General features: G+C 53.9%; 19 protein-coding genes. 4 read left to right on the forward strand and 15 right to left on the reverse strand.

The genetic code is table 11. The features are described 5' to 3' along the window. Positions 1-108: 108 nt before the first annotated feature. From recO to BLR09_RS19275, 3 genes are read right to left on the reverse strand one after another with little or no spacing between them, the layout of a single operon-like run. Positions 109-786, reverse strand: a complete 678-nt coding sequence (gene recO, locus BLR09_RS19265) for a DNA repair protein RecO (RefSeq protein ID WP_093205989.1) — start codon at positions 784-786, stop codon at positions 109-111. Positions 787-832: 46 nt separating this feature from the next. Continuing rightward, on the reverse strand, positions 833-2023 hold the full coding sequence (locus tag BLR09_RS19270; protein WP_093205991.1) for a DUF1501 domain-containing protein: 1191 nt from the start codon (positions 2021-2023) through the stop codon (positions 833-835). A 3-nt stretch (positions 2024-2026) separates the two neighbouring features. Continuing rightward, a complete protein-coding gene (locus BLR09_RS19275) occupies positions 2027-3451 on the reverse strand; it encodes a DUF1800 domain-containing protein (protein WP_093205993.1) in 1425 nt (474 codons plus the stop codon). Positions 3452-3593: 142 nt separating this feature from the next. On the opposite strand from BLR09_RS19275, the gene BLR09_RS19280 reads away from it, so the two are divergent. Beyond that, complete coding sequence (locus tag BLR09_RS19280; RefSeq protein WP_093205995.1) at positions 3594-4403, forward strand: glycoside hydrolase family 16 protein; 810 nt, start codon at positions 3594-3596, stop codon at positions 4401-4403. A 145-nt stretch (positions 4404-4548) separates the two neighbouring features. Here BLR09_RS19280 and BLR09_RS19285 read toward each other — a convergent pair whose 3' ends face one another. Next, a complete protein-coding gene (locus BLR09_RS19285) occupies positions 4549-5724 on the reverse strand; it encodes a hypothetical protein (protein ID WP_317039236.1) in 1176 nt (391 codons plus the stop codon). A 268-nt stretch (positions 5725-5992) separates the two neighbouring features. Here BLR09_RS19285 and cysS point away from each other — a divergent pair, with 268 nt between their 5' ends. The 3 genes from cysS to BLR09_RS19300 all read left to right on the forward strand — a co-directional run bounded on the left by cysS (position 5993) and on the right by BLR09_RS19300 (position 9022). Next, positions 5993-7483: a cysteine--tRNA ligase gene (gene cysS / locus BLR09_RS19290; RefSeq protein ID WP_093206100.1), complete on the forward strand. Its 1491-nt coding sequence runs from the start codon at positions 5993-5995 to the stop codon at positions 7481-7483. A 46-nt stretch (positions 7484-7529) separates the two neighbouring features. Further along, complete coding sequence (locus BLR09_RS19295) at positions 7530-8543, forward strand: M28 family peptidase (protein WP_093205997.1); 1014 nt, start codon at positions 7530-7532, stop codon at positions 8541-8543. Between the two features lie 68 nt (positions 8544-8611). Further along, the gene (locus tag BLR09_RS19300) at positions 8612-9022 is read left to right on the forward strand and encodes a hypothetical protein (protein ID WP_143011160.1); all 411 of its coding nucleotides are present in this window, start codon (positions 8612-8614) and stop codon (positions 9020-9022) included. A 106-nt stretch (positions 9023-9128) separates the two neighbouring features. Here the strand turns inward: BLR09_RS19300 and BLR09_RS19305 are convergent, their stop codons facing one another. The 11 genes from BLR09_RS19305 to nuoK all read right to left on the reverse strand — a co-directional run bounded on the left by BLR09_RS19305 (position 9129) and on the right by nuoK (position 22616). Next, entirely contained in the window at positions 9129-9563 is a 435-nt protein-coding gene (locus tag BLR09_RS19305; protein ID WP_093206001.1) for a CBS domain-containing protein, read from the reverse strand. Between the two features lie 121 nt (positions 9564-9684). Next, entirely contained in the window at positions 9685-10968 is a 1284-nt protein-coding gene (locus BLR09_RS19310) for a M16 family metallopeptidase (RefSeq protein ID WP_245689952.1), read from the reverse strand. Between the two features lie 145 nt (positions 10969-11113). Further along, positions 11114-12316, reverse strand: a complete 1203-nt coding sequence (porV, locus tag BLR09_RS19315; RefSeq protein ID WP_093206003.1) for a type IX secretion system outer membrane channel protein PorV — start codon at positions 12314-12316, stop codon at positions 11114-11116. A gap of 120 nt (positions 12317-12436) precedes the next feature. Further along, positions 12437-15700 (reverse strand): type IX secretion system sortase PorU, encoded by a 3264-nt coding sequence (gene porU, locus BLR09_RS19320; RefSeq protein WP_093206005.1) that lies wholly within the window; start codon positions 15698-15700, stop codon positions 12437-12439. 60 nt (positions 15701-15760) lie between these two features. Beyond that, positions 15761-16357, reverse strand: coding sequence for a hypothetical protein (locus BLR09_RS19325; protein ID WP_093206007.1), 597 nt, complete (start codon positions 16355-16357; stop codon positions 15761-15763). Positions 16358-16415: 58 nt separating this feature from the next. Continuing rightward, positions 16416-16592 carry a hypothetical protein gene (locus tag BLR09_RS25570; protein ID WP_176785614.1) on the reverse strand — a complete coding sequence of 59 codons (177 nt, stop codon included), beginning with the start codon at positions 16590-16592 and terminating at the stop codon, positions 16416-16418. A 245-nt stretch (positions 16593-16837) separates the two neighbouring features. Further along, a complete protein-coding gene (locus BLR09_RS19330; protein ID WP_245689953.1) occupies positions 16838-17383 on the reverse strand; it encodes a GtrA family protein in 546 nt (181 codons plus the stop codon). A 23-nt stretch (positions 17384-17406) separates the two neighbouring features. Further along, complete coding sequence (locus BLR09_RS19335) at positions 17407-18807, reverse strand: NADH-quinone oxidoreductase subunit N (protein WP_093206011.1); 1401 nt, start codon at positions 18805-18807, stop codon at positions 17407-17409. A 46-nt stretch (positions 18808-18853) separates the two neighbouring features. After that, positions 18854-20299: a complex I subunit 4 family protein gene (locus tag BLR09_RS19340; RefSeq protein WP_093206013.1), complete on the reverse strand. Its 1446-nt coding sequence runs from the start codon at positions 20297-20299 to the stop codon at positions 18854-18856. A 27-nt stretch (positions 20300-20326) separates the two neighbouring features. Then, positions 20327-22243, reverse strand: coding sequence for an NADH-quinone oxidoreductase subunit L (gene nuoL / locus BLR09_RS19345; protein WP_093206015.1), 1917 nt, complete (start codon positions 22241-22243; stop codon positions 20327-20329). 49 nt (positions 22244-22292) lie between these two features. Further along, complete coding sequence (nuoK, locus tag BLR09_RS19350; RefSeq protein ID WP_093206017.1) at positions 22293-22616, reverse strand: NADH-quinone oxidoreductase subunit NuoK; 324 nt, start codon at positions 22614-22616, stop codon at positions 22293-22295. Positions 22617-22898: the final 282 nt, after the last annotated feature.

Here is a 22898-nt window from a genome sequence, read left to right on the forward strand (position 1 = left end):
GTATTGCTTAGTTTATCAGTGCTTTCGGAAATTGGAACGCAAAAGTAGCAATAGTTTGGCAAGCCGCCAAGCCGCGCTCCGAAAAAAAGCGATCTTTTGTGTGCTGTTTCAGGTAAAAATAGTGCGGAGTACTTCCAGGGACTTGATCTCGCCCATATCTGCCACGTGAAGTTCGTAAAATTTGAGCAGTACCTCGAGTAAATAATGCCTTTTGGCCCGGTTCAGGCGCAGGTCGGGATTATGCCGGAGTGCATCGAGCAGCACCAGCGTCTCTTCATCGTGAATAGGATAGCCTGCTTCTTTTAGCTCCCGCGAGAGCTGCGCCGCCGTCTGCGGCTCAAAGCCGAGGTAGAAGCTATACCGGAGCAGAAACCAGACGTGAAAATTTTCAAACCCGTCAGGCGCCTGGTCAAGCCAGGTCAGGCTTTCGGATAAAAAGCGGTAGAGAAGCGGGTTTCCGGTTTCCTCGCGCAGCGTACGGCCCAGTATCTCCGTCATAAACAGCGCAATGGATGATTTCGCGATGTCAAACGGAATGCTGCGGTACGGATATCCTACCTTCACTTCGGACAACCGCTGCAGCCCCCCGCTTTCCTTGAAATACACCACCAGGTCGAGTAGGGTGAGGGGCTGAAACAGTGCCATTTTATTCTTTCCCTTGCTGCTTCTCGCGCCGTTTTCGATGTAGCTCTGCAGGCCGAACTCTTCCGTGTAAATCCGGACGATGATCGACGTTTCCTTGTACCGGATGTAATTCAGCACGAGGCCGCGGGTTTTCTGAAGCATACACAAACATACCGCTTCGGCGCCGTCCGGAAAAGACGCAGGCGGCTCAGGCCAGAGGTAACCCGGGGAATTTCCGGCCGAGAATAGCGGTGGAATCCACCTGAAGCCATTTGTCGAGCAGCGTCGCGTATACATCCCGGAAATCGGTACGGTAGCGCAGATCGCCTTCGTCGAGCCGGGATAGGTCGGGTGCTGCCGACAGCGCCGGCACCGGTTTCAGCGTACCACCTGCCCAGAAAAGGCAATTGGCCGTTCCGTGATCGGTGCCGTTCGAGGCATTCTGCCGGACGCGCCGTCCGAATTCGCTGAAGGTCATCACGATGACGTCGTCGAGCCGGCCGAGTTTCTTCATATCAGCCAGGAAGGCGTCGAGCGCCTCCGCATACTGCCCGAGGAGGCGATCCTGCTGGGGTTTCTGGTTGACATGGGTATCGAAACTGCCGTGGGATACGTAGAATACCGAGGCTTCGACGCCTGACCGGATAAACCCGGAAACCGTCCGCATTTTCCGCCCAAGGTCATGCGCCGGGTATACCGCCGGCGGCTCGGTTACCTTCGTTTTGGCATACAGGTAATCCGATGAGGAAATCGTCTCCGCCAGGGTTTTATAGAGGTAATCCACATTGTGGTACTCTTCGTGATTGACTTTCGCAAGCTCCTGGTAGAACTTGTTTTGTGTTTGATTGTGAAGACGTTGCGGGTCGGAAACAGCCAGTCCTTTCACCGCGGTACCCTTCATCGATAAGCTGAGTTGGTCGTCGATTTCCACCGCATGGTATGCTTGGCAGGCGCCGTTGCACTGGGCGTCGAGGTATCGCCCGATCCAGCCGGTGCGGAGGTAGTCGGCTGAATCACTGGCCGTTTGCCAGATATCCATCGACCGGAAATGAGAACGATCGGGGTTGGGATACCCGACTTCCGACAGCACCGTGAAATAACCGTCATCGTACCATTTCCGGAGCTTCGACAGGGCCGGGTGAAAGGCCATTTCGTCGGTGAAGGGGAGTGATTCCGTCGCCTGTATCGCCAGCCGCGGCCGCTCCCGGTAATAAATATCATTGCGGTAGGGGATGATGGTATTGAGCCCGTCGTTTCCGCCTGAAAACTGCAAAACGACCAGTATTTTATCGTTTTGACGGAGGGGAGAGCGGTGTTCGTAAGCCTTGACAAAGTCGGGTACCAGCCAGGTACCGATGGCGGCGATGGCCGATTGGCGGAGAAACTCTTTTCGGTTCATGGCTCAGCAGAGTTGAAATTCGGGAAGTGTCAGGAGAGCGAGGGTGAAATCCCGCAGCTCTGTTTTCCGCGGGCGCCGGAGAATCAGCTGGCGTTGTGCCGGGCTGAGCGGGCGCTGGAGCAGGGTCTCAGTCAGGGCGTCGAGAAGTCCTTCCCCGGAAAGTCCTTCAAACGGTTTTCCGAATACACTCCAATCCAGTTGGGCATCCCGGAACTGCCTGGCGCCACGTTTGGAGAGATAGTCGGTGTTGACGTCGCCGTCCGATTTCGCGCGGAAATTCAATTCTGCCGATTGCAGAATCACTTCAGGCAGTTTCATGCGCAGAAGGAGGCTCGACGAATCGATCCACGCAGTACCGCCCGGCCAGCCCGCTACATTCGGCGGGTAGAAAAGGACCTGATCCAGCGCTTTTTGCACATATAAGACGGATTGCTTGCTGCCATAGGAGACACCCGGCGTACGTTGCAGGCCCGCGAGGTATTCCACCGGAGATTTGATCCGGACGCCGACATTCTGCGGTTCATAAAACCAGGAAGAGGTGAAAATCTCCTCCATCAGCCAGCGAATGTCATAGTCTTTTTTGTGAAAGTCTTTGGCCAGGTCGGCTATGACCGCCGGATTGGGAACGTCGTTGACAAAATAGGTATATACTTTCCCGACGACGAACCGGGCAGTCTCGGGGCGTTCCAGCAACAGGGCGAGGATATCTTCCCCATTGAAATTTCCGCGCTTGCCGAGAAACAGTTTCTCGCCGTCGTCGTGCTGGTTTTTCCGGAAGACAAACTCGCCTTTCGGATTGAAACCCCATCCGGTAAAGGCCCGGGCGGCTTCTTTGATGTCTTTTTCGGAATACGCGCCGCGCCCGGTGGTGAATAGCTCCATGACTTCCCGGGCGAAGTTTTCATTGGGACTTTGCTTCCGGTTCTGCTGGTTGTTGAGAAACTGAAGCATGCCCGGATCCTTCGAAATCGCTCCCAGCAGGTCGCCGAACTTCCCGAGCGCATGTTCCCGCAGGAGGTTATTCTGTTGCTGAACGAAGAGGGGATTGTTGCTGCGGCAGGCGAAATGCCCATGCCAGAATAGCGTCATTTTTTCCCGGAGGGCGCTTTTCCCCTGACCCATCTGCGTGAGCCAGGCGAAGTTGAGGTCTCCGATCTGGTCGCGGTCCTGCTGCTGTACTTCCCGCACCATCTGCTTGCGCTGTTCAGCGGTGAGGCTGTCGCGCTGCATGACCATTTCGAGCAGGTTTTTCCGGGAATAGCCTACCTGCTGCGGATCGATGGAATGGAGCGTCAGCGCATTGTCAGCATCTTCGAGCAGCCGGCGCACGACCTTTCGGGTGGAATGCCGCCCGGCTTCGCGGAGCTCTTCCGGCGTGGCGCCGAAGCCGGCCCGGAGAAACAGGTGTTTCGCTTCGTGTATGTTCATGGCAAGAGGAAAACGTGTCGGCGTTTGTTTCCTGAGATACGCATATGGAAGGCAGGTTTAACCGCACTCGTTTCATTTTAAGGTATATAAAAAACAGGGCAGGTACCGGCCAGATTGTAACTTGCCGGAAATAACCTCGACTATGAAACGCAGCCTGTTACTACTCCTCAGCGGTTCCCTGCTCTTTTGCGGGAAAGAAGATCCCCGTTATTCCTTTGAAACGACGCCCGTCTGGTCAGATGAATTCAACTACTCCGGCTTGCCTGATCCTAAAAAATGGGGCTATGACGTCGGTGGAGGCGGTTGGGGCAACAACGAGCTGGAGTATTACACAAAAGACCGTACCGAAAACGCCCGTGTCGAAAACGGGAAACTGATCATCGAAGCCCGGAAGGAAGACTACCAGGGCCGGCAGTATACTTCGGCCCGGCTGGTTACGAAGGGCAAGGGCGATTGGACCTACGGAAAGATCGTCGTACGGGCGCGGCTGCCGAAAGGGCGAGGTACGTGGCCGGCGATCTGGACGCTGGCCAGTCAGAGCGATCTCAGCAAAACCTACTGGCCGGATAACGGTGAAATTGATATCATGGAGCATGTCGGGTATGATCCCAACCGCATCCATGCTACGGTTCATACCAAGGCTTTTAACCACGTCATCCATACCCAGAAAAACGCCCAGAAGGTCATTCCGGATGCGATGGAAAGCTTCCACGACTATGCCATTGAATGGACGCCTGCGTCCATCAAAGCCTTTATCGACGGCGAACAGTATTTCACGTTTTCCAATACCGGAAAGGGCTGGCAGGAGTGGCCGTTTGACAAGCCGCAGCACCTGCTTCTCAACATCGCCGTCGGCGGAAACTGGGGTGGAAAGGAAGGCGTCGACGAATCGATCTTCCCGCAAAAAATGGAAGTGGAATATGTGCGGGTGTATCGGATGAAGAGGGAGTAGCGTGTCGTGGGCTTTAGGCTTTAAGCTATAGGCTATAGGCGGGAGTAGTTCGCATTGGAGCTTACAGCTAAATACCAGCCGTTTCGAGCCCGTTTGCTCACCAGCCAATAGCATAAAGCCTATAGCTTAAAGCTTACAGCCCCCGCTACACCCTCGGACACCGCTTAAACTCCTTCTCCCGGTCAAACAGGAAGCGGTAGGTAACGTAGCTTTTTTCGATTTTGGTACCGAGCTGGGAGACGAACCGCATCATCTTCGGGTTGAAGTCGCCGACCCAGTTCATATCAATCGTATGGTACTGATAATCAGGGTTGTCGCGGCCGGCCTGGCGGAAGCGAAGGGCAATGGCAGATTCCACGCCGCGGCCCTGGTAGTCCGGAATGACGCCAAAGATGACGCCGCATGTCCGGGTCACAACCTTCTTAAACTTCAGTAAATACAGGAATTTCAGCTTCGCGAGCAGTCCGAATTTGCCGTTGAGGTGTTTGACAACCTGATTGAGATCCGGAATAACGATGAAGAAAGCGACCGGACGTTCGCCGGCATACGCAAACCAGATCAGCTGCTCGTCGATAATGGGTTTCATCGTCCCGACGAGGGCGAGCGTCTGTTCACGCGTCATGGCGTGTACACCCGGAAACTTGGCCCAGGCCTGGTTGTAGATGTCACGGAAGTCTTCCGCGAATTTGGGTAACTGTTTTTTGTCGATGGAACGGAACGTAAATTCCGGGTTCGTGTAAATCCGCTGTGCCTTTTCTTCGACAGAAGGCGCTACGACTACTTCGCGGATCGGCGAGGTATACACATACTGCTGGAAGTAATCCCTGAAGCCGTAGTTTTCGAAAAACGGAATGTAGTACGGTTTTGACCACGGCATTTTGTACGTGGGCTCGTGGTCCCAGCCTTTGATCATCAGTCCCCACCAGGAATCCCGTTCGCCAAAATTAATCGGGCCGTCCATCGCTTCGAAGCCTTTGTTTGCCAGCCAGTTTCGGCAGGCATCGAAAAGGGTAAAGGCCGCGGTTTCGTCTTCGATACATTCAAAGAAACCCATGCCGCCTGTCGGCTGCTCTTCCTGCTGCTCGCGGTTGAAGAAGGCCGCCACCCGGCCGATTACCTGCCCGGAAGCGTCTTCCAATACCCAGCGGATAGCCTCTCCGGTGCGGAAGGCTTTGTTTTTCTTCGGATCGAAAACGGATTCAACATCCTGATCGAGGGGGCGGATCCAGTTCGGATCGTTGCGGTAAAGACGGACGGGTAGTTCGAGAAACGCCCGGACACGGGCCGGATCAGAACCGACTTCATAAAGTTTCAGAGCCATGCCTACAGAAAACCGGTTCAAACCGGTCATCAAATATACAATCTCCTGCTTAAACGGGTTCCCCGGGGCGATTGACGAAGTATTCGGACGGAAACTTTTCCGGATTTGCCCGCATTCCCCTGAAGATTTTACCTTTGTAACGGAAAACATGAATCACGTGGCTCTTCTTTCCTTTTCTTTCCCCGTATTCCGATGTTGAGACGGTCCCGATTCCGGCCGTTTTGTTTCCCTATTGTACTCCGGTACAGCCTCATTCAATGTCATTTTCATGCAATCCCTGAGAATTTATAATACCCTGACACGGGAGAAAGAACTGTTTCAACCCCTCAATCCTCCCTATGTCGGGTTATATGTCTGCGGTCCGACGGTCTATAATTACGTCCACCTCGGTAATGTCCGTACGTTCATGACGTTCGATGTTCTCGTCCGCTATTTCCGTCATATCGGTTATCAGGTCCGGTATGTGCGGAACCTGACGGATGTAGGGCACCTGACGGGCGACGGCGACGAAGGCGAAGACAAGATCGGCCGTATGGCGCGCCTGGAGCAGCTCGAGCCGATGGAGATCGTGCAGCGGTATACCAATGATTTTCACCAGGTACTGGAGAAATTCAACTTCCTGCCGCCGAGCATCGAACCGACGGCCACCGGCCACATCGTGGAGCAGATTGAAGCCGTTAAGTCATTGATCGACAAAGGACTGGCCTATGAATCCAACGGGTCGGTGTACTTCGATATCCAACGATACAACGAAAAAGGGAACGACTACGGACGTCTGTCCGGTCGTATTCTGGAAGACCTGCTGACCGAAACCCGTGACCTCGACGGCGTTGGCGAAAAGCGGAATCCGCTTGACTTCGCGCTCTGGAAAAAGGCGGCGCCGGATCACCTCATGCGCTGGCCGAGCCCGTGGGGACTTGGTTTTCCCGGCTGGCACCTCGAATGTACCTGCATGAGTACCAAGTACCTGGGCAATCAGTTCGACATTCACGGCGGCGGGATGGACCTGAAATTCCCGCACCACGAGTGCGAAATCGCTCAGGGAACCGGCCTGAACGACGTCCAGCCCGTGCGCTACTGGATGCACTCCAACATGCTGACAGTCAACGGGCAGAAGATGTCCAAGTCACTGGGTAACTCCTTCCTTCCGGCGGAACTTTTCGCGGGAAGCCACCACCTGCTGGAGCAGGCCTACTCGCCGATGACCGTCCGGTTTTTCATGCTGCAAAGCCAGTATCGCTCTACGCTGGATTTCTCGAACGACGCGCTCAAGGCCGCGCAGAAGGGTTACAAGCGCCTGATGAACGGGCTGCGCCTGCTGCGCGATATGGAGTACATCGCCGACGAAGCTGTCTCCATTGATCCGGCGCAGGTAGAAGAGGTCACAAAAGCGGTAGAAGGCGCCTATGAAGGCATGAATGACGACCTCAATACGGCCGTTGCCATTGCCCACTTGTTCGCGATGGTGAAGAAAATCAACCAGTTGTACATGCAGCAGGTGCGCCCGGCGCAGCTCGGAGAAGAGGTATTTACACGCCTGAAAAACACTTATGTGACATTCCTGGCGGATATTCTCGGTCTGAAGGAAGAGCGCAATGAGTCGTTTGAACCGCTTATTGACGGCCTTCTGGACCTTTACCGGGGATTCAAATCCGAGAAGCAATACGACAAAGTGGATCAGATTCGTTCCGTATTCAAACAAAACGGGCTTGTGATCAAAGATCTGAAGCATCGGATCGACTGGGCCTACGAAGAATAATACCCCGGGCGGGTATGCGGAGCATACCCGCCCTAAACCGGTACCTATGAAGCTTTTCCCCTCTTTAGCCCTCCTGCTCGTGCTCGGGGCGGCGTCCCTGCAATCCTGCAAGGAAAATTCGAAGAAAACGGAGTCGACCGATGGCGGCTCAGCAACCCAGGAAGTGCTCGTCAATGCGCCTGTATTCAATGCTGACTCGGCGTATGCGTTCATTCAGAAGCAGGTAGATTTCGGTCCCCGTATTCCGAACTCGAAAGCGCATCAGGCGTGCGGCGACTGGCTCGTTGCCAAGCTGAAAGGCTACGGCTTTACGGTAACCGAACAGAAATTTACCGAAACGGCGTACGACGGTACCAAACTGAATGCCCGCAATATCATCGGGAGCTTCAACCCTGACGCAGCCAAGCGTATCCTGCTGACTGCGCACTGGGATACCCGCCCGTTTGCCGACAAGGATACCGATCCGAAGTACAAGGACAAACCGTTTGACGGCGCCAATGACGGCGGCAGCGGCGTAGGGGTTCTCCTCGAAATCGCGCGGAACCTGCACGCGAAACCGCTCGGTAATGTCGGAATCGATATCATCTTTTTTGACATTGAGGATTGGGGAGAGAAAGAAGGCGTAGAGCGTTCCGGTAACCGCGAAAACTGGGCGCTCGGCTCACAGTACTGGGCCAAAAACCTGCATAAACCGGGTTACAGTGCCTACTATGGTATTCTGCTCGATCTGGTTGGCGCGAAAGGTGCTCAATTCCCGCAGGAAGCCAATTCCCTCCAGTATGCGCAAAGCATCGTGCAGAATATCTGGAATACCGCCAGCAAACTCGGCTATGATCCGTACTTCCTGCCGGTTCCGGGAGGCGGGTTGACGGACGACCACGTAGCGGTCAACGAAGTAGCGAAAATTCCGATGGTCGATATCGTGGAAATGAAGGTCAATTCCCCCAAAACCTTCGGCGAGTACCACCATACTCATGCCGACAATATGGAAGTAATTGATAGGAACGTTTTGAAGGCTGTCGGCCAGACCGTTACCCAGGTACTCTATCAGGAGCAATAAACGGGATAGAAGAAGGTATGGCCGGAAAATGATATATTGACGGCGATTACGGATAACCTGCCAACCGCATGCGATTTCGTTCCCACTATTTGCTCTATCTGGTATTGTCCGTGACGGACGCCTGGCTGTTGTCACATCCCAACCTTGTCGGACGGGTGGGCATCTGGCTGTACAAATACACTTACATCAAAACATTCCCGCGGGCGCTGTTTTTTGTGCTGTTGGCGGTAGGTATTGGCTTGATTATCAGTGAGACAGTCAAGCGCTTTTTACCTGTACGAACGGCTGTACTCGTGCTGGCGCTCATGCTGGTGATTTCGGCGATGATCTTCCTGAATGTCTTTATTCAGTTTTCTTCCGGAACGTATCAATATACCGGTAAAGGATTCATCTGGGGCGCACACCTGCTGCCCGTCATCCTGATCCTGATTTTCGCCCAAAGCCTGTATGAAGTTTTCCGGACAGGGAAGCTGGATTGAGGCTTTTGGGCAATAGGCAATAAGCTGTAGGCCAGGGATTCCGACGATTACAGAAGGTCGTCAAACCCCTGGCCTACAGCTTATTGCCTATTGCCTACAGCTTTCGCTACACACTCCCCGAAATAAAATTCTGCAATTGCTGGATCGTACTTTTCTGATCGTCGATGATGAATCGTACGAGGTCTCCCATCGACACAAGGCCGACTACATGCCCGTCGGCCAGCACCGGGAGATAACGGATATGCTTGTCCGACATGAGCGCCATGCAGTGCTCAATGGAGTCGTCGAACGAAACGGTTGCCGGCCTTGAATCCATGATTTCGGCGATGGCCGTTTCGTCGGAGTGTCTTCCCTTCAGGATGACTTTACGGGCATAATCCCGTTCCGTCAGAATTCCCACAAATTCATTTTCGTGATAAACCACCAGCGCTCCGACGTTTTTGGATACCATCATTTCAAGCGCTCTGTACACAGAAGCGGAGGCGTCGACGGTATGAACCGTGTTGCCTTTGCGGTAAATCAGATTCGATACCTTGTTCATAACTCCCTGTGGTTTAAGGTTTGACACTTCTTAAAGTACCGAAAAATGAAAACTTTTTCCAAATAAATACAATAAAAAAACAGCCCGTCCGAAGATGGGCTGTTTCCTGAATCTGAGGTAGTTATTTATCGCCGGCGACGACCTCCACGAGGGTTTCCCACTGAAACCACGCCTGTGCCGCGTCGAGTACCTGCTCGGCCGTGACGGCCTGAATCCGCTCGATAAAACGAAGGGAATAGTCGTCCGGAAGCTGGTTCAGAATGCGGACTTTATGCCGGTCGGCGATTTCAAAAGGCGTATTCAGCGAGCCGACAAACTGGCCGGTCATGTAGTTCTTCGCTGTTTGCAACTCTTCGGCGGGTACGGGTTCCGTTTGAAGCCGGAGAATCTCCTTCCGGATTTCGTCGAGCGTTTGCCGGGTTACTTCTTTATTGACATCGGTTCCGATGAAGAGCTGGCTCGCGTGGGAGAAGTGGTTGATCTGGGAGTAAATACCGTACGTATAGCCTTTGTCTTCCCGGATGTTTTTCATCAGGCGGGAACCGAAATAGCCACCGAGAATTTCATTGGTGACGAGCACGGGGTAATAGTCGGGATGCAGCCGGTTAACCATGCGCTTCCCGATGCGGATGGACGACTGCATTTTGTCTTCCACGCGCAGCAGAATACTTTGCAGATCTCCCAGGTGCGGATCGGCATAGCTGCGGCGATCCGGGGCCGGCGAAAGCGCCGACTGCCCGAAATACCGATTGAGGAGCGATACTTCCGTTTCATCTACCAGCCCGGCTACAAAGAGGCGGAACGGATTTCCGGCAATCCGCGTATTGAAATAGGAAACAAGGTCTTCCCTTCCGAAGCCCCGCAGGTTCTCACGGGTCTGGCTTTTGCCATAGGGGTGATCGGCGCCGAAGAGTTGTTCGCGAAAGGCTCTTCCTGCGAGAAACGAGGTTTTCCCTTCGTTTACTTCCAGGTTCTGGAGAGCGATGGTGCGCTGGGTTTCCAGCTCTTCTTCCGGAAAAATAGCGTCGTTCAGAAACTCATGAACGGCGGGAAGTAATACCGGCAGGTGCTTGCGGAGGGCATAAAGCGTCACCGTAGAGCGGTCGGCCGTAGGCTGAAACTCCAGGAAAGCGCCGTACTGGTCAAAAAACTCAGCCAGCTCCGCTGCTTTCCGTTGCCGCGTGCCTTCGTTGAGAAGCCGGAGGGTAAACCAGGAGACGTTAGGAAGGAGCTCGTCCCATCCGCCTGTTTCGAATACCCACTCCACCCGTACGACAGGCTGCTCCCCGGCACGGATCAGGTACAGTGGTACTCCGTTATCGAGCCGGTAGGGCGCGGCCTGAACGAGAGAAATCCGATCAGTTAATTGAAAATCAGGTGCTTTTGTGCGATCCAAACTCATCATGTGCTGGCGTAATGACAGGGCGGTGGCGACAGCTGGCCCCGTATGATCCGGAAAGTTAGCCCGAATCCGGTAAAGAGAAACGGAAACGGGGACAAAAGAAAAATGGCACCTGTTCAGTGCCATTTTTCGTAAAAGCGGAATGTGCTTAGTTCTCGTCCCGCGGCGCTTCCGGAATCCGGACCTTGCTGTCGATCAGGTACGAGAGCGAGAGCCGCAGCGTATTGTTAAGCGGGTTTTGCTGTCCGTTACCCTGGAAGAGGTAGGAGAAGTCAAGACCCAGCGACTGGTAGCGTACGCCAAAACCGGCGGTGATATAGCTTCTGTTGCCTTTTTTCGGGTTTTCGTAGAAGTACCCGAGGCGGGCCTGAAGAATCTTGTTCCAATCGTATTCCAGACCGGTCGAGATGGTCACTTCCTGCAGTTCTTCCTTGAATCCGCCCGGAGCGTCGGCGAAGGAGCCGAATACGCCTTCGAAGAGGCCGAGTTTATCCGTGTCCTTGCCTTTGATGATGTTGCCGTTCTGGTCGCGTTGCGGCGGCGTCGGTACCATCAGTTTGTTGAGGTCAACGGCCAGGGTCAGCGAGTTTTTCTCGTCGAGACGGTTGGTAATGGCCGTACCGATCTTCAGGTTTGTCGGAATGAAGTACGGGTTCTGGCTGCCGCCGTAGTTGATTTTACCGCCGATGTTCTGAATCATCACACCGTAGTTGGCATACCATTTCTTTTCGGGGCTGTATCCGTTGCTGAACAGGGCGATATCGCCGGCAACCGTACTCCCGGGCTTGGTAGCTACTCCGTTGATGACCTGGTTACCGGTCAGGTTGGAGTTGATATACCGGAGGCTGAGGCCGAGGCCAAGCTTGTTGGACAGCTTAAGCGCATAGGAACCGGCCACACTGAAATCCTTGGAATCAAACTGTGCCGTTTCCAGTCCCTGATCGTTGGTGAACTGAATCTGGCCCATGTTGAAATAATTGAGGGAAAGGCCTACTACCTGGTTCTTGCCGATTTTCTTGTAGCCGGACAGGTAGGAAAGCCACATGTCTCCGATCAGGTTACGGAGCCATGGGGTATACGTCAGGGAAACGCCTGCGTCTTTCTCGGCGAAAGCGAGTTTGGAGACGTTCCAGAAGGTACCGTTTGCGTCGGTCGGGCTCAGCGCCACACCGGCTTCACCCAGTGCACCGGAACGGGCGTCCGGAGAGATGTTAAGAAAGGGAACGGCCGGAATCGGCACCCGGTCGCTGTTGACCTGGCCATTTACGCCGGTACCCGACTGGGCCCAGGCGATGGATGAACTACTGAAGAGAGCAACAACTAGAAATAACCGGGATTGAAGTCTTTTCATCCGAGATTGGGTTAAGCAGTTAAATTCAGACCGTAGGTTGGGTGTTGTCGTCAGTCGGGACGAACGAACAGGAGCGTAAAACATTCGTGGGGATCTGTTAGGTAGCAAAGTTACAAAAAGTCAGTTTATATGGGAAAGTTTCCCGCTACCGGACAATAGCTTTCCGGTGGAATCGGCACGTACAAAAATACGATAAATGTATAATCCCGTCGGAAGTTCCGGATTCTCCAGTGTCAGTTCTTCGAATGGGGAAGGAGTTGCGAAGCTTTGCAGATGCTGGTGCCGGATGAGCCGGCCGGTCAGGTCATACAGATACAGGTCGATGTCGGTGTCTTCATCTGGAAAATCGTGATTGAAGGAAAAACGAACCCTTTCCCGGAAAGGATTCGGCATTGCGGTAACGTTGCGAAGACTTGCTTTGGTATACGGTTGGACGGAAAATTCTATCATTTTCTCCGCCTGGTTTCCCAAGACGTCATAGGCCCGGACGAGAAGGCGGTGATTTCCCTGCGGGAGTGACCGGAAGGGATAGCTAGCCTTTCCGCTTTTATCTGTTGCCGGAGTATACCGGTCATTGAGCGTCAGCGTGAGGGTATCGTTCAAAACGACCGTCAGCGGTTGCGCCTGCGTCAGGCTGACACCTGTATTGTCCGAAACGGAAACAAGCAGGAGCGGGTTGGGATCTGTCACGTCGCCATCCCGGAAATTGTCATCGTTCAGAACTGCCGCTATCACAGGCGGGGTTGTATCCTTCACCGGATTAACGGATGTACCGCCCGTGGCCGGAAAGGCTGCGCCGAGTGCCGTGGCAGTACTATCTGATTTCCAAGTGAATACCCGCACTCTTGCTTTCCCTGAGCCTGCCATCATCGAAACCGGAACGACAAACGAGGTACTGAACCGCCCGCCTGTTACCGGCACTGAACCGCTGAACAGTATACTGTTGCGCGAGGTGTAGGAAAACGGCTGGCTTTCGTCTCCCAGCGTCTTCAATACCGCTGGCTGATCCGCTACCTCAATCCAGGCGGTGCCGTCAAAAGGTACTGTACCGGAAACCGTCGCCACAGCTCCGGCTTTCAGGGTATCCGTCACGTGTACCTGTACTTCCTCATCCGGATAGGCCAGGTGCATGGAAGGGTCGCCGAGTAGGGTAAAATTACGGTTGACTCGTCCGGACAGGCTATTATTCTTGGTGATACGGATGAGATCACCGAGCCGCGGGCGTGTCCCGTCGTCCAGCCGCCGGAATACTGCCTTCATGAACGCATCGCTGACGAGGAAGTTACTGCTCGCAAAAACGGGCCGCGCCGTTGTCAGCAGGCCGATACCCCCTCCCTGTGCATTGAGCAGCGTCAGTTCCGCTCCGGAAACGACCCCGGGGTCATCGTAACGACCAAATTCACAGGTAGCCGTGAGAAACAGCGGCAGGCGGTCCCGGTTTCTCCAGCCGAGTATATCTTTCAGGGATAGAATCTGCTCCTGCGTCCATCCTGATACGCCGCCATGCCCGGCGAAGGAAAGGATCAAGTGGCCGTCGCGTATGGCCTGGTTCAACGCCATCGAGGCTTTCGGGCTTTTCTGGTCGGTACCGGAACCGGTCTGGGGATACGCATCCAGGTAAATCTTGTCGGCCTGGTAGGCGAGCGTATCCAGTCCGGAGGCCAGCCGGTCTGCATCCTGCACGTGTATGTTGTAGTCGCCGTCGTCGGCAACAAACGCCAGCCGGCTCTGCCAGGTCCCGCGCGAATCTTCGTACCGGATGAGTTTGTCGACTACGTCGGTAGCTTCTGCAACGCTCTTGACCGGCAACCGGCCAACGCCGAGATCGAGCGCATAGTCGCCGGTATAGTCTTCCGGCCAGTCGCCCTCCCCATCCTTCAAAAAACCGAAATAATCATCTGAAGAATAGCTGTATATCGGATGAAGGGATTCCCGGCTTTCGTACGTCGGAACATAACCGGCTGCCTGATTTTCCCCCAATACATTTTTGTAATCATAGGTAGCATCGCCAAAAAGAAGGAGAAAGCGCAGTTTGCCTTTTTGAGAGAGTAGTCGGGCGAAATCCCGAATGGCGCTCGGATCGGCCTGGCCGGAGGAAAACTCGTTGAAAACCTCGTCGGTGGTGACGACCAGCGTAGTCAGGGCATCATGTTGTCTTCGGAAGGCCGCGAGGCGATTGGCCTGAGCCCGGTAAGCCTGCGCCGTGACAATCAGCAGATCGGGCGTAGCTGTACTTCGCAGATTCTGATTCGGGAGAGGCCGAAGCGATGCAGGCGCCTGCGCCTGATCCGGCGTAAAGGCAAAAAATTCGTGGACCATACCGCCCGGCTGATAGCTGAATGCACCATTGGCAACGCCCGCCTGCCGGATGGTCGTGGTAATATCCCATACAGCGAGAGAAGCCGGCGCGCCGGTAATCTGCCATTGCAAACCGCCGGCGGATTTGCCGTCGAGCGACCGGAACCGGAAAGCCTCACCGTTCCAGATCAGTGGCCGCCGGAGCTGCAGGCCCAGGTAATTGAGTAATCCCTGTGCGGCATTATCGCCGTTCCGGTCGTATGAAACGGTAACGGAAACCGAATTTCCGGCCGGAAGTACCCCCGCGAAGCGGTTTACCGCATCGACACCCTTGTAATCATACCGGTCATAGGTCACGGCAGGTATGGGCTGACTTCCTAAGGCTATCCCGTTGACTTTCAGATCAAAACGGGTTTGTACGGAGGCATAGCCCATTGTCGCCGACGTCAGAATAAAGGGCGTATTGGCAGGGAGGTTGGGAACGGTAAAAGGAAACGATCGCTCGGAAAGCACATAATAGCTCTCTCCGTACCAGGTTCGTCCGGAAGCTACCCGGTTGCTTTGTTCGGATTCGTGGTAGAGGTAGTCGTCGTATGCGGTAAGGGTTTGCGTGGGCGTCGCCGGCGGCAATGCACCGACCCGCTTGCCGGCCGTCGTACCTATTGTCAGAAAGTAGTAGGTCGTATCTGTATAAGGATGCAGCGTATGGGAAAAGATTCCCTGCAACGTATCGAGGCGGATTTTATGCGGAGAGGCTCCGTAAAACAGAATGGCATCCTGATCGTCGAATCGCCCGTCGTTTTCGCCGGTGACCTGAATGGCGTTTTCCCTGAGATCAACAGGCCGTGCAGCAGACAGGTTTTGCGGAAGTACATCGCCGCCGTTGCCGTACAGCTGAAGCAGGGCAGGGTTGATTTGACCGGGATTCCAGCCTGCCCTGCGCAGCGCTGATGCATCGAGTTTGTAGATACCGTCGCGGACGATGCCGATTTTCAGCCAGGGACCTTCCCGCAGGACAGATCCCTGCCCGAAGCAGCAGCCAAGACCGAAAAACCAGCAAAAAAGGACAGGGAAAAGTTTTTGCATCGGACATCCATGTGGTAATGACAACGCTCCGGAGTCCGGAAGATTGAGTAACGACGGGGATTAATCGACGGGAACGACCATTGCTTCTGCCGGCACGGTATATTTCCGGCCTGAAGCCCGGTCGGTACAAAGGTAGCGGGTTCTTCTTTTTTCGTTTTTGACAAATATGCGGTTTCCAATCCGGAAGGACCGGTTTTCGGGAAGCTCTGCCAGTCGAAGGCTACCGTCGGTACGCACGTCAAGGCTACGCAGAGCCTGATACAACGCGGGGTGAGAGGCGGTGGCGGCCCGTGGCGAACGGGCATAGTCTGACAGCGGTTCCAGAACGGACGAAGGAAAGATACTACCGGAAAGAACCGGCAGCAGCAGGTCCCGGAACTGTTTCTTCCAGTGCCGTCCGTGAGGCTCCGTTCCCGGGCCGAACCGCAGACATACCCGGTGGTGCGCTATTTCGTGGAGGTAGGTAATGAGAAAGGCGCAGGGATTCAGGTCGCCATTGACCGAAATGCGATGGGTATGAGGAGGCAGAAACCGATAGTCGCCGAACTTGGTCCGGCGTGGGCGCGTAACGGTAAAATGAAAGGGATGTTCTTCCCAGAGCCGGAGGCAGTAGAGAACCGCCTCAGCAGGCACATACCGGCGCAACAGGTTTTCCATGGCATGAAAAAAGCCTTGTCTTACGGCAAGGCTTTTTTATAATCGGGTTCCGACAAGATTACTTCTTGGTGGTGTCAGCAGCAGCCGTGTCAGCAGCAAGAGTCGTGTCAGGAGCGCTGGTGGTGTCTACAGTCACAGCAGTCGTATCAGCAGAAGTAGATTCAGCTTTCTTCTCTTGGCAAGCAGCCAGAGAAACCATTGTGCCTACGAGAGCCAGGGCGAACAATTTTTTCATTTTGTGTGATGATTTTAGGGTTTATTGCCGTGACAAAGTTGGAGTGTCTTTCTGAATTATGCAAGTCCTGTTTTAAGGTTTTTTTAAGGATGTTTAGGAAATTCTGAATTTCCACGAAAAAATCTTCATAATATTTGGAGCAGAGGCCGTTTTCATACCACAAACAGGCCATCCGAAGTCCGAAGCCAGAAGAGAAATTTTTTTTCGGGGAGCAGAACGGGACGGAAAAGTCCAATTCGATTTTTCTACTCAGGAATTCCCTTCAGGTAATCCTTAATACGGTCGTAAAAACCGGTAGACTTGAACGTGAAGGTTTTGTGCAGAATATAGTTACTCGTGAAGCTGGCTCCCATCCCGAAAAGCAGACCGCCAAACTCTTTCAGGTTGATGGTTCTGGCTTTGTCGGACAGAAAGGAAATGGGCAGCACGAACAGACGCTGTCCCGGGAAGAAGGAGTTCAGCACAGAAAGAGCGAGGCTGGAGCCGCCGACGGTAATGCCGAACGAAAGGGCGGAAACCATGACAAACTTCACCATTTCCCGGCGGGTCTGTCCGGATTTCTTGACATCGAAGGCGAATAGCTTGGTGAGCGTAAATCCAACGACGAAAGAAACAACATAGCCGAGCGCGACGGACTCGTCGTACCCCATGTATTCTCTGAAAAAGCCTCCTGCAATGATCTGCACCGCCGCCCCGGTACCTGCCACGAGAAAATAGGCAATCAGATCACGTTTGTTAAGTAACTTCTTGTTTTTGGCTTCCAATGATTGTGTTTCAACAGACTTGCTCAACGGGTTGACAATTGAAGGTTGTGTCAGAAAATATTCTTGACAACGTCGGGAAACACGCCCAAAAGCAGGGTAAGTACGGTTGTCAACACCAAAGTTAAGGTAAATCCGGCACTTACCGAGATACCTTCTCCTTCTGCAGGCTTGAGATACATCGCAATGATGACGCGGAAATAGTAGTAAATCCCTACGCATGACATCAGTACAGCGATGACCAGCAGGGAAGTAAGATTAGCCTGAACCGCAGCAGAGAAAATGAAGAATTTACCCCAGAAGCCCGCCGTCAGCGGAATACCCGCCAGCGACAGCATGGATACGGTGAGGACAAAGGCCAGCAACGGATTGGTTTTGGCCAGGCCGTTGAACGCTTCGTAGCGGTCGTCTCCGCGCCCTTCAAACTGCCGGCTTTCCGATACCGCCATCAGTACCCCGAAAGCGGCAACCGTAGCCAGCGAATAAGAGAGCGAATAAAACAGAATAGCCGATTGCGACGAAGGTACCTTGGCTACTACTGCGAGCAGCAGGTATCCGGCATGCGAGATGCTGGAGTAGGCCATCATCCGCTTGAAGCTGCCCTGGTAGGCCGCCGTAATATTCCCGATGAGGAGCGTCAGTACCGCCATCACGGCCAGGCTCTGCGCCCAGAAACCATATACGCCGGCAAAGGCTGTAGAAGCAATTTTATAGAACGCGGCGAAACCGGCGGTTTTGACGACGGTCGACATGAAAGCCGTGAAAATCGTCGGTGCGCCTTCATACACGTCGGGCGTCCAGAAATGGAACGGCGCCGCCGATACCTTGAAGAGCATACCGATGAAAAGGAACAGCAGTCCGACATACAGCAGGGGAGAAACCGCGCCGTACATAGAGGCCATCTGCACATAGGAAGCGATCCCTCCGAGCTTGAAAGAACCCGTCGCACCATAAACCATCGCTACGCCGAAGAGCAAAAGGCCCGTCGCGAAAGAACCCATCAGAAAGTACTTCAGCGCGGCTTCGTTGGAACGGATATTCCGTTTGTCAGTACCCGTCAGTACATACATCGCGACCGACAGTACTTCGACCCCGACAAACAGCATGATGAGGTTTTCGAATCCGATCATCATCAGCGCACCCGTCACCGAAAAGAGCAGAATGGCGTAATATTCGGCAGGGTGCGTATGTTCTTCATCGTTTCCGAAATGCCGGGAAATACCGACGATCAGCAGCGCTGTGATCAGGACGATGCCCGCGAAATTGACGAACACGTTGTTGACCCGCAGCATATCCCCGAAATACAGGGCCTGCTGGTTCCAGTCCATGGAATTCAGTATCAGGGCGACGATCAGAAACAGCAGGGTAGCCGGAAGCAGGATCCGCCGGGATTTCAGGAAGCCCAGAAACAGGTTGACAATTCCGAAAATCGATAATGAGATGATGGAGAGCATAATTCAATAGGGATGAATCGCCGGGAAATCGATCGCCGGGAAACGGTTATTTCAGAGAACGAAGCAAGTCTGCTACTGCCGGTTCGGTCAACTTCAGAAACACATTCGGAAAAAGTCCGATCCAGAATACCAGAATCGCCAGCGGAATCAGTACCAGGATTTCGTTGGTGTTGACGTCCGTGAACTGTTCGGTTGTTGCCGTCTGCAATCCGAACATGGACTTCTGCACCATGCGCAGGGTATATACCGCCCCGAGGATGATTGTCGTACCGGCCACTACCCCGATCCAGGCGTTGTATGTAAACACGCCCTTGAGAAGCAGGAATTCGCCGATAAAACCGTTGGTGAGCGGAAGGGCAACGCTGCCCAGCACCAGAATGATAAAGAATACACTCAGGACGGGTGAATGCTGGGTAATCCCGCCGAGTTGACGGAGATCCCGGGACTGCGTCCGGCTGAAAATGATTTCGACGATGAAGAAAAGCCCCACCACGTTGATACCGTGCGCCAGCATCTGGATGAGGGAGCCCTGAAGACCGTCGAGCGTGAGCGAGAAAATCCCCGCCGACATCAGGCCTACGTGCGCAAAAGACGAATACGCCACCAGGCGTTTCATATCCTGCTGCTGGATGGCGATAATGGAACCATACACAATTCCGATCACCGACAGAATAATCACCACCGTACCCCATTGATGAACGCCCTCGGGAACCACCGGCAGCAGCAGGCGGATCAACCCGTAGGTACCCATTTTGAGCATGATACCGGCGAGCAGCATCGTTGCCGGCGTTGGTGATTCTACATAGGTATCCGGCTGCCAGGTATGGAACGGGAACACCGGCATTTTGATCGCAAAAGCAATGAACAGCGCCCAGAACAACCAGGATTGCTGCGCCGCCGAAAGGTTCAGCTCATAAAAAGCAGAGATGAGAGACGAGTGCGTACCCGGCGTCTGAAGGTACAGATACACCAGCGCGAGCAGCATGAAAAGCGACCCGAAGATGGTGTAAATGAAGAACTTGAACGTCACCGCAATCCGGTTCTCCCCGCCCCAGAGAGCGGCAATGAAGTAAATGGGGATCAGCGCCGCTTCGAAGAAAAAGTAAAACAGGAAGGCATCTTTCGCCACGAATACACCCACCAGCGCGGCCTGCATGGCCAGGATGAGGGCGTAAAACGAAGACGGATTCTTATAACTGTGATGGAATGTCGACAGAATAATCAGCGGAACCAGCAGCGTGCTGAGCAGCAGCAGCAGGATACTGATGCCGTCGACACCGATGGCAAACTGAATGCCGGCGGATTTGATCCAGTCGAACGACAGCGCAAACTGGCTGGAGGTATCGGGACGGAAAGCCGTGAAGAGGTACGTGGCCAGGCCAAATTCCACAAGGGAGGCAATCAGGGCGACCCGCTTTACCGCACCACCACGCAGCGCCAGCAACACACCGGCCGCCACGAGAGGAATCAGAATCAGAGCAAGAGTAAGCATGTACTTGTTGTCCAGTAGTTGGAACGATTATCCGAAAATCAATGACCGAAGGCTGTACACCAGGATAACGGCGATACCCGTCACCATCATGAGTACATAAAAACCGGTAGCACCCGTCTGCAACAGGCGGAACTCGTTGGCGAGGCCTTTGACGAAACGACCTACGCCTTCCACACCGAAGCGATCAATACCGCCTTTATCTACAACAGAGTAGAAGAAGCGTGAAAGTGCTTGAATGGGTTTGACGAATACGGCGTCGTATAATTCGTCGATATAGTACTTCCGGTAAATAACCTGCTGAAGGCCGGATACCTGCTCGTCGGGCGCCGGAACGCTCTTCCGGGAGATATAGATAACCCAGGCCGCAATAATGGAGATAACCGCACCGGCTACCGACACACCCATCAGCATGAATTCGGTAGAGTGGTCCAGGTGGACACCGGCAAACGCTTCCGGATTGGCCTGGCGGGCATATTGATAAATCGGATCGAGGAACTGCTCCAGTTTGGCCGTCCCGCCGAGGATTTCAGGAACATTGAAGAAACCGCCGATAACTGAGAGGACTGCCAGAACCATCAGGGGCAGGGTCATCGTCAGCGGAGACTCATGCAGGTGGTGCTCCTGCTCATGCGTACCGCGGAATTCGCCGAAGAACGTCAGGAACAGCAGGCGGAACATATAGAACGCCGTCATCATCGAACCGAAAACGGCCAGGCCCCACATCAGCGGGCTGTGTTCGTATACATGCGCCAGGATTTCATCTTTCGAGAAGAAACCGGCAAAGGGAGGAATACCGGAAATCGCAATCGTACCAAGCAGGAACGTCGTAAACGTAATGGGCAGTTTCTTGCGCAGGCCGCCCATGTAGCGGATATCCTGCTCGTCGCTCATGGCGTGAATGACCGATCCGGCGCCAAGGAACAGCAGCGCCTTGAAGAACGCGTGCGTCATCACGTGGAAGAATCCGGAAGTATAGGCGCCCATGCCGAGGCCCATAAACATATAGCCAAGCTGCGAAACGGTCGAGTAGGCGAGTACTTTCTTGATATCGTTCTGGAAAAGACCGATGGACGCTGCCAGGAGGGCCGTCGCCAGTGCTACCCAGCCGATAATATGCAGGGTTTCAGGCGCCAGGGTATAGAGTACGTTGGACCGGACGATCATGTAGATACCGGCCGTTACCATCGTCGCGGCGTGAATAAGGGCCGAAACGGGCGTAGGGCCGGCCATGGCGTCAGGCAGCCAGGTATACAGCGGAATCTGTGCCGATTTACCCATCGCTCCGATAAAGAGACAGAAGGTAATCCAGAAAAGACCGGCGTCTCCCGTTTGAAGCTGTGCCGCCGCCGGGAATACCGATGCGAACTCCAGGCTGCCGAAACGGGCTACAATCAGGAATATACCGATCAGGAAACCGAGGTCCCCGATGCGGTTCATGACAAAAGCTTTGCGGGCCGCGTAGCCGTATTCCGGATTCTTGTTCCAGAACCCGATCAGCAGATACGAGCAGAGACCTACTCCTTCCCAGCCGATGAACATCACCAGGTAGTTGGAACCCATCACCAGCAGCAGCATGAAGAAAACGAAGAGGTTCAGGAAGGCAAAAAATTTGCCGAAACCTTCGTCGTGATGCATGTAGCCGATGCTGTACAAGTGAATGAGCGAACCGATGCCGGTGATAATCAGCATCATCAGCAGCGACAACTGGTCAATCTGAAAACCGAAGGAGACATTGAAATCGCCGACGGTAAACCAGTCGTAAACGGGTACCACCTGGGCCGTTCCGGTAAAGCCCGAGAACAGGCTCAGCACAATGGCAAAAGAACCCAGGACGGCGCCGGTTCCGATCAGGCCGACAGCGGCCTTGGGAATGCGGCGGAAACCCAGACCATTGATCAGGAAACCCAGAAAAGGAAGGAGGGGAATAAGTATGGCAAGATTCATAAATGGCTGTCAGCTAATGGATTACGTGCACGCAGGGCGGCGGAACAGGTTACCACTTAAGTTTGTTGAGAAGGCCGATATCCACCGAACGGACATTCCGGTAAATCATAACGATAATGGCCAGGCCAACGGCCACCTCAGCTGCTGCAACTGCCATAATGAAAAAGACAAAAACCTGCCCGTTGGGGTCGGACCGGTATGTCGAAAAAGCAATCAGCAATAAGTTGACCGCGTTCAGCATGAGCTCGACGGACATAAAGATGATGATCGCATTGCGGCGGGTCAATACCCCCACGATGCCGATCACAAACAAGGCCGAAGCGAAGAAAATGTAGTACTGAAGCGGTATCCGCTGGACAACTTCGGGGATCATGCTTTCGCGAATTGGGCCATTGCGCAGGGGACCACCGGCCGTTTTTCGGGGCCGGATTACTCGTGCGGTCAGGCAAACGGTTGTTTTTTGCTCAATACATGAAAGGAGAAAAGAGACATCAGTTCTGTCCTCCTTCCGGATGCGATGCGGCAAAAATAGGTGTTTTCGGCTTAAAGAAGCAAAGAAAAAGCAAGCTTACGGGATTCGTTCCCTTCCGGCCGGATTATCTCTCTGAAACTGAATAAAAAAAGAGCGGACCTTGTCGAAAGGTCCGCCCGATTT

The organism is Siphonobacter aquaeclarae (genome assembly GCF_900103285.1).
Lineage (GTDB): Bacteria > Bacteroidota > Bacteroidia > Cytophagales > Spirosomataceae > Siphonobacter > Siphonobacter aquaeclarae.

Bases quoted from the DNA above. Each gene is read 5' to 3' on its own strand.
- recO (WP_093205989.1), bottom strand. From the start codon at position 786: ATGCTTCAGAAAACCCGCGGCCTCGTGCTGAATTACATCCGGTACAAG.
- BLR09_RS19270 (WP_093205991.1), bottom strand. From the start codon at position 2,023: ATGAACCGAAAAGAGTTTCTCCGCCAATCGGCCATCGCCGCCATCGGT.
- BLR09_RS19275 (WP_093205993.1), bottom strand. From the start codon at position 3,451: ATGAACATACACGAAGCGAAACACCTGTTTCTCCGGGCCGGCTTCGGC.
- BLR09_RS19280 (WP_093205995.1), top strand. From the start codon at position 3,594: ATGAAACGCAGCCTGTTACTACTCCTCAGCGGTTCCCTGCTCTTTTGC.
- BLR09_RS19285 (WP_317039236.1), bottom strand. From the start codon at position 5,724: ATGGCTCTGAAACTTTATGAAGTCGGTTCTGATCCGGCCCGTGTCCGG.
- cysS (WP_093206100.1), top strand. From the start codon at position 5,993: ATGCAATCCCTGAGAATTTATAATACCCTGACACGGGAGAAAGAACTG.
- BLR09_RS19295 (WP_093205997.1), top strand. From the start codon at position 7,530: ATGAAGCTTTTCCCCTCTTTAGCCCTCCTGCTCGTGCTCGGGGCGGCG.
- BLR09_RS19300 (WP_143011160.1), top strand. From the start codon at position 8,612: ATGCGATTTCGTTCCCACTATTTGCTCTATCTGGTATTGTCCGTGACG.
- BLR09_RS19305 (WP_093206001.1), bottom strand. From the start codon at position 9,563: ATGAACAAGGTATCGAATCTGATTTACCGCAAAGGCAACACGGTTCAT.
- BLR09_RS19310 (WP_245689952.1), bottom strand. From the start codon at position 10,968: ATGATGAGTTTGGATCGCACAAAAGCACCTGATTTTCAATTAACTGAT.
- porV (WP_093206003.1), bottom strand. From the start codon at position 12,316: ATGAAAAGACTTCAATCCCGGTTATTTCTAGTTGTTGCTCTCTTCAGT.
- porU (WP_093206005.1), bottom strand. From the start codon at position 15,700: ATGCAAAAACTTTTCCCTGTCCTTTTTTGCTGGTTTTTCGGTCTTGGC.
- BLR09_RS19325 (WP_093206007.1), bottom strand. From the start codon at position 16,357: ATGGAAAACCTGTTGCGCCGGTATGTGCCTGCTGAGGCGGTTCTCTAC.
- BLR09_RS25570 (WP_176785614.1), bottom strand. From the start codon at position 16,592: ATGAAAAAATTGTTCGCCCTGGCTCTCGTAGGCACAATGGTTTCTCTG.
- BLR09_RS19335 (WP_093206011.1), bottom strand. From the start codon at position 18,807: ATGCTCTCCATCATCTCATTATCGATTTTCGGAATTGTCAACCTGTTT.
- BLR09_RS19340 (WP_093206013.1), bottom strand. From the start codon at position 20,299: ATGCTTACTCTTGCTCTGATTCTGATTCCTCTCGTGGCGGCCGGTGTG.
- nuoL (WP_093206015.1), bottom strand. From the start codon at position 22,243: ATGAATCTTGCCATACTTATTCCCCTCCTTCCTTTTCTGGGTTTCCTG.
- nuoK (WP_093206017.1), bottom strand. From the start codon at position 22,616: ATGATCCCCGAAGTTGTCCAGCGGATACCGCTTCAGTACTACATTTTC.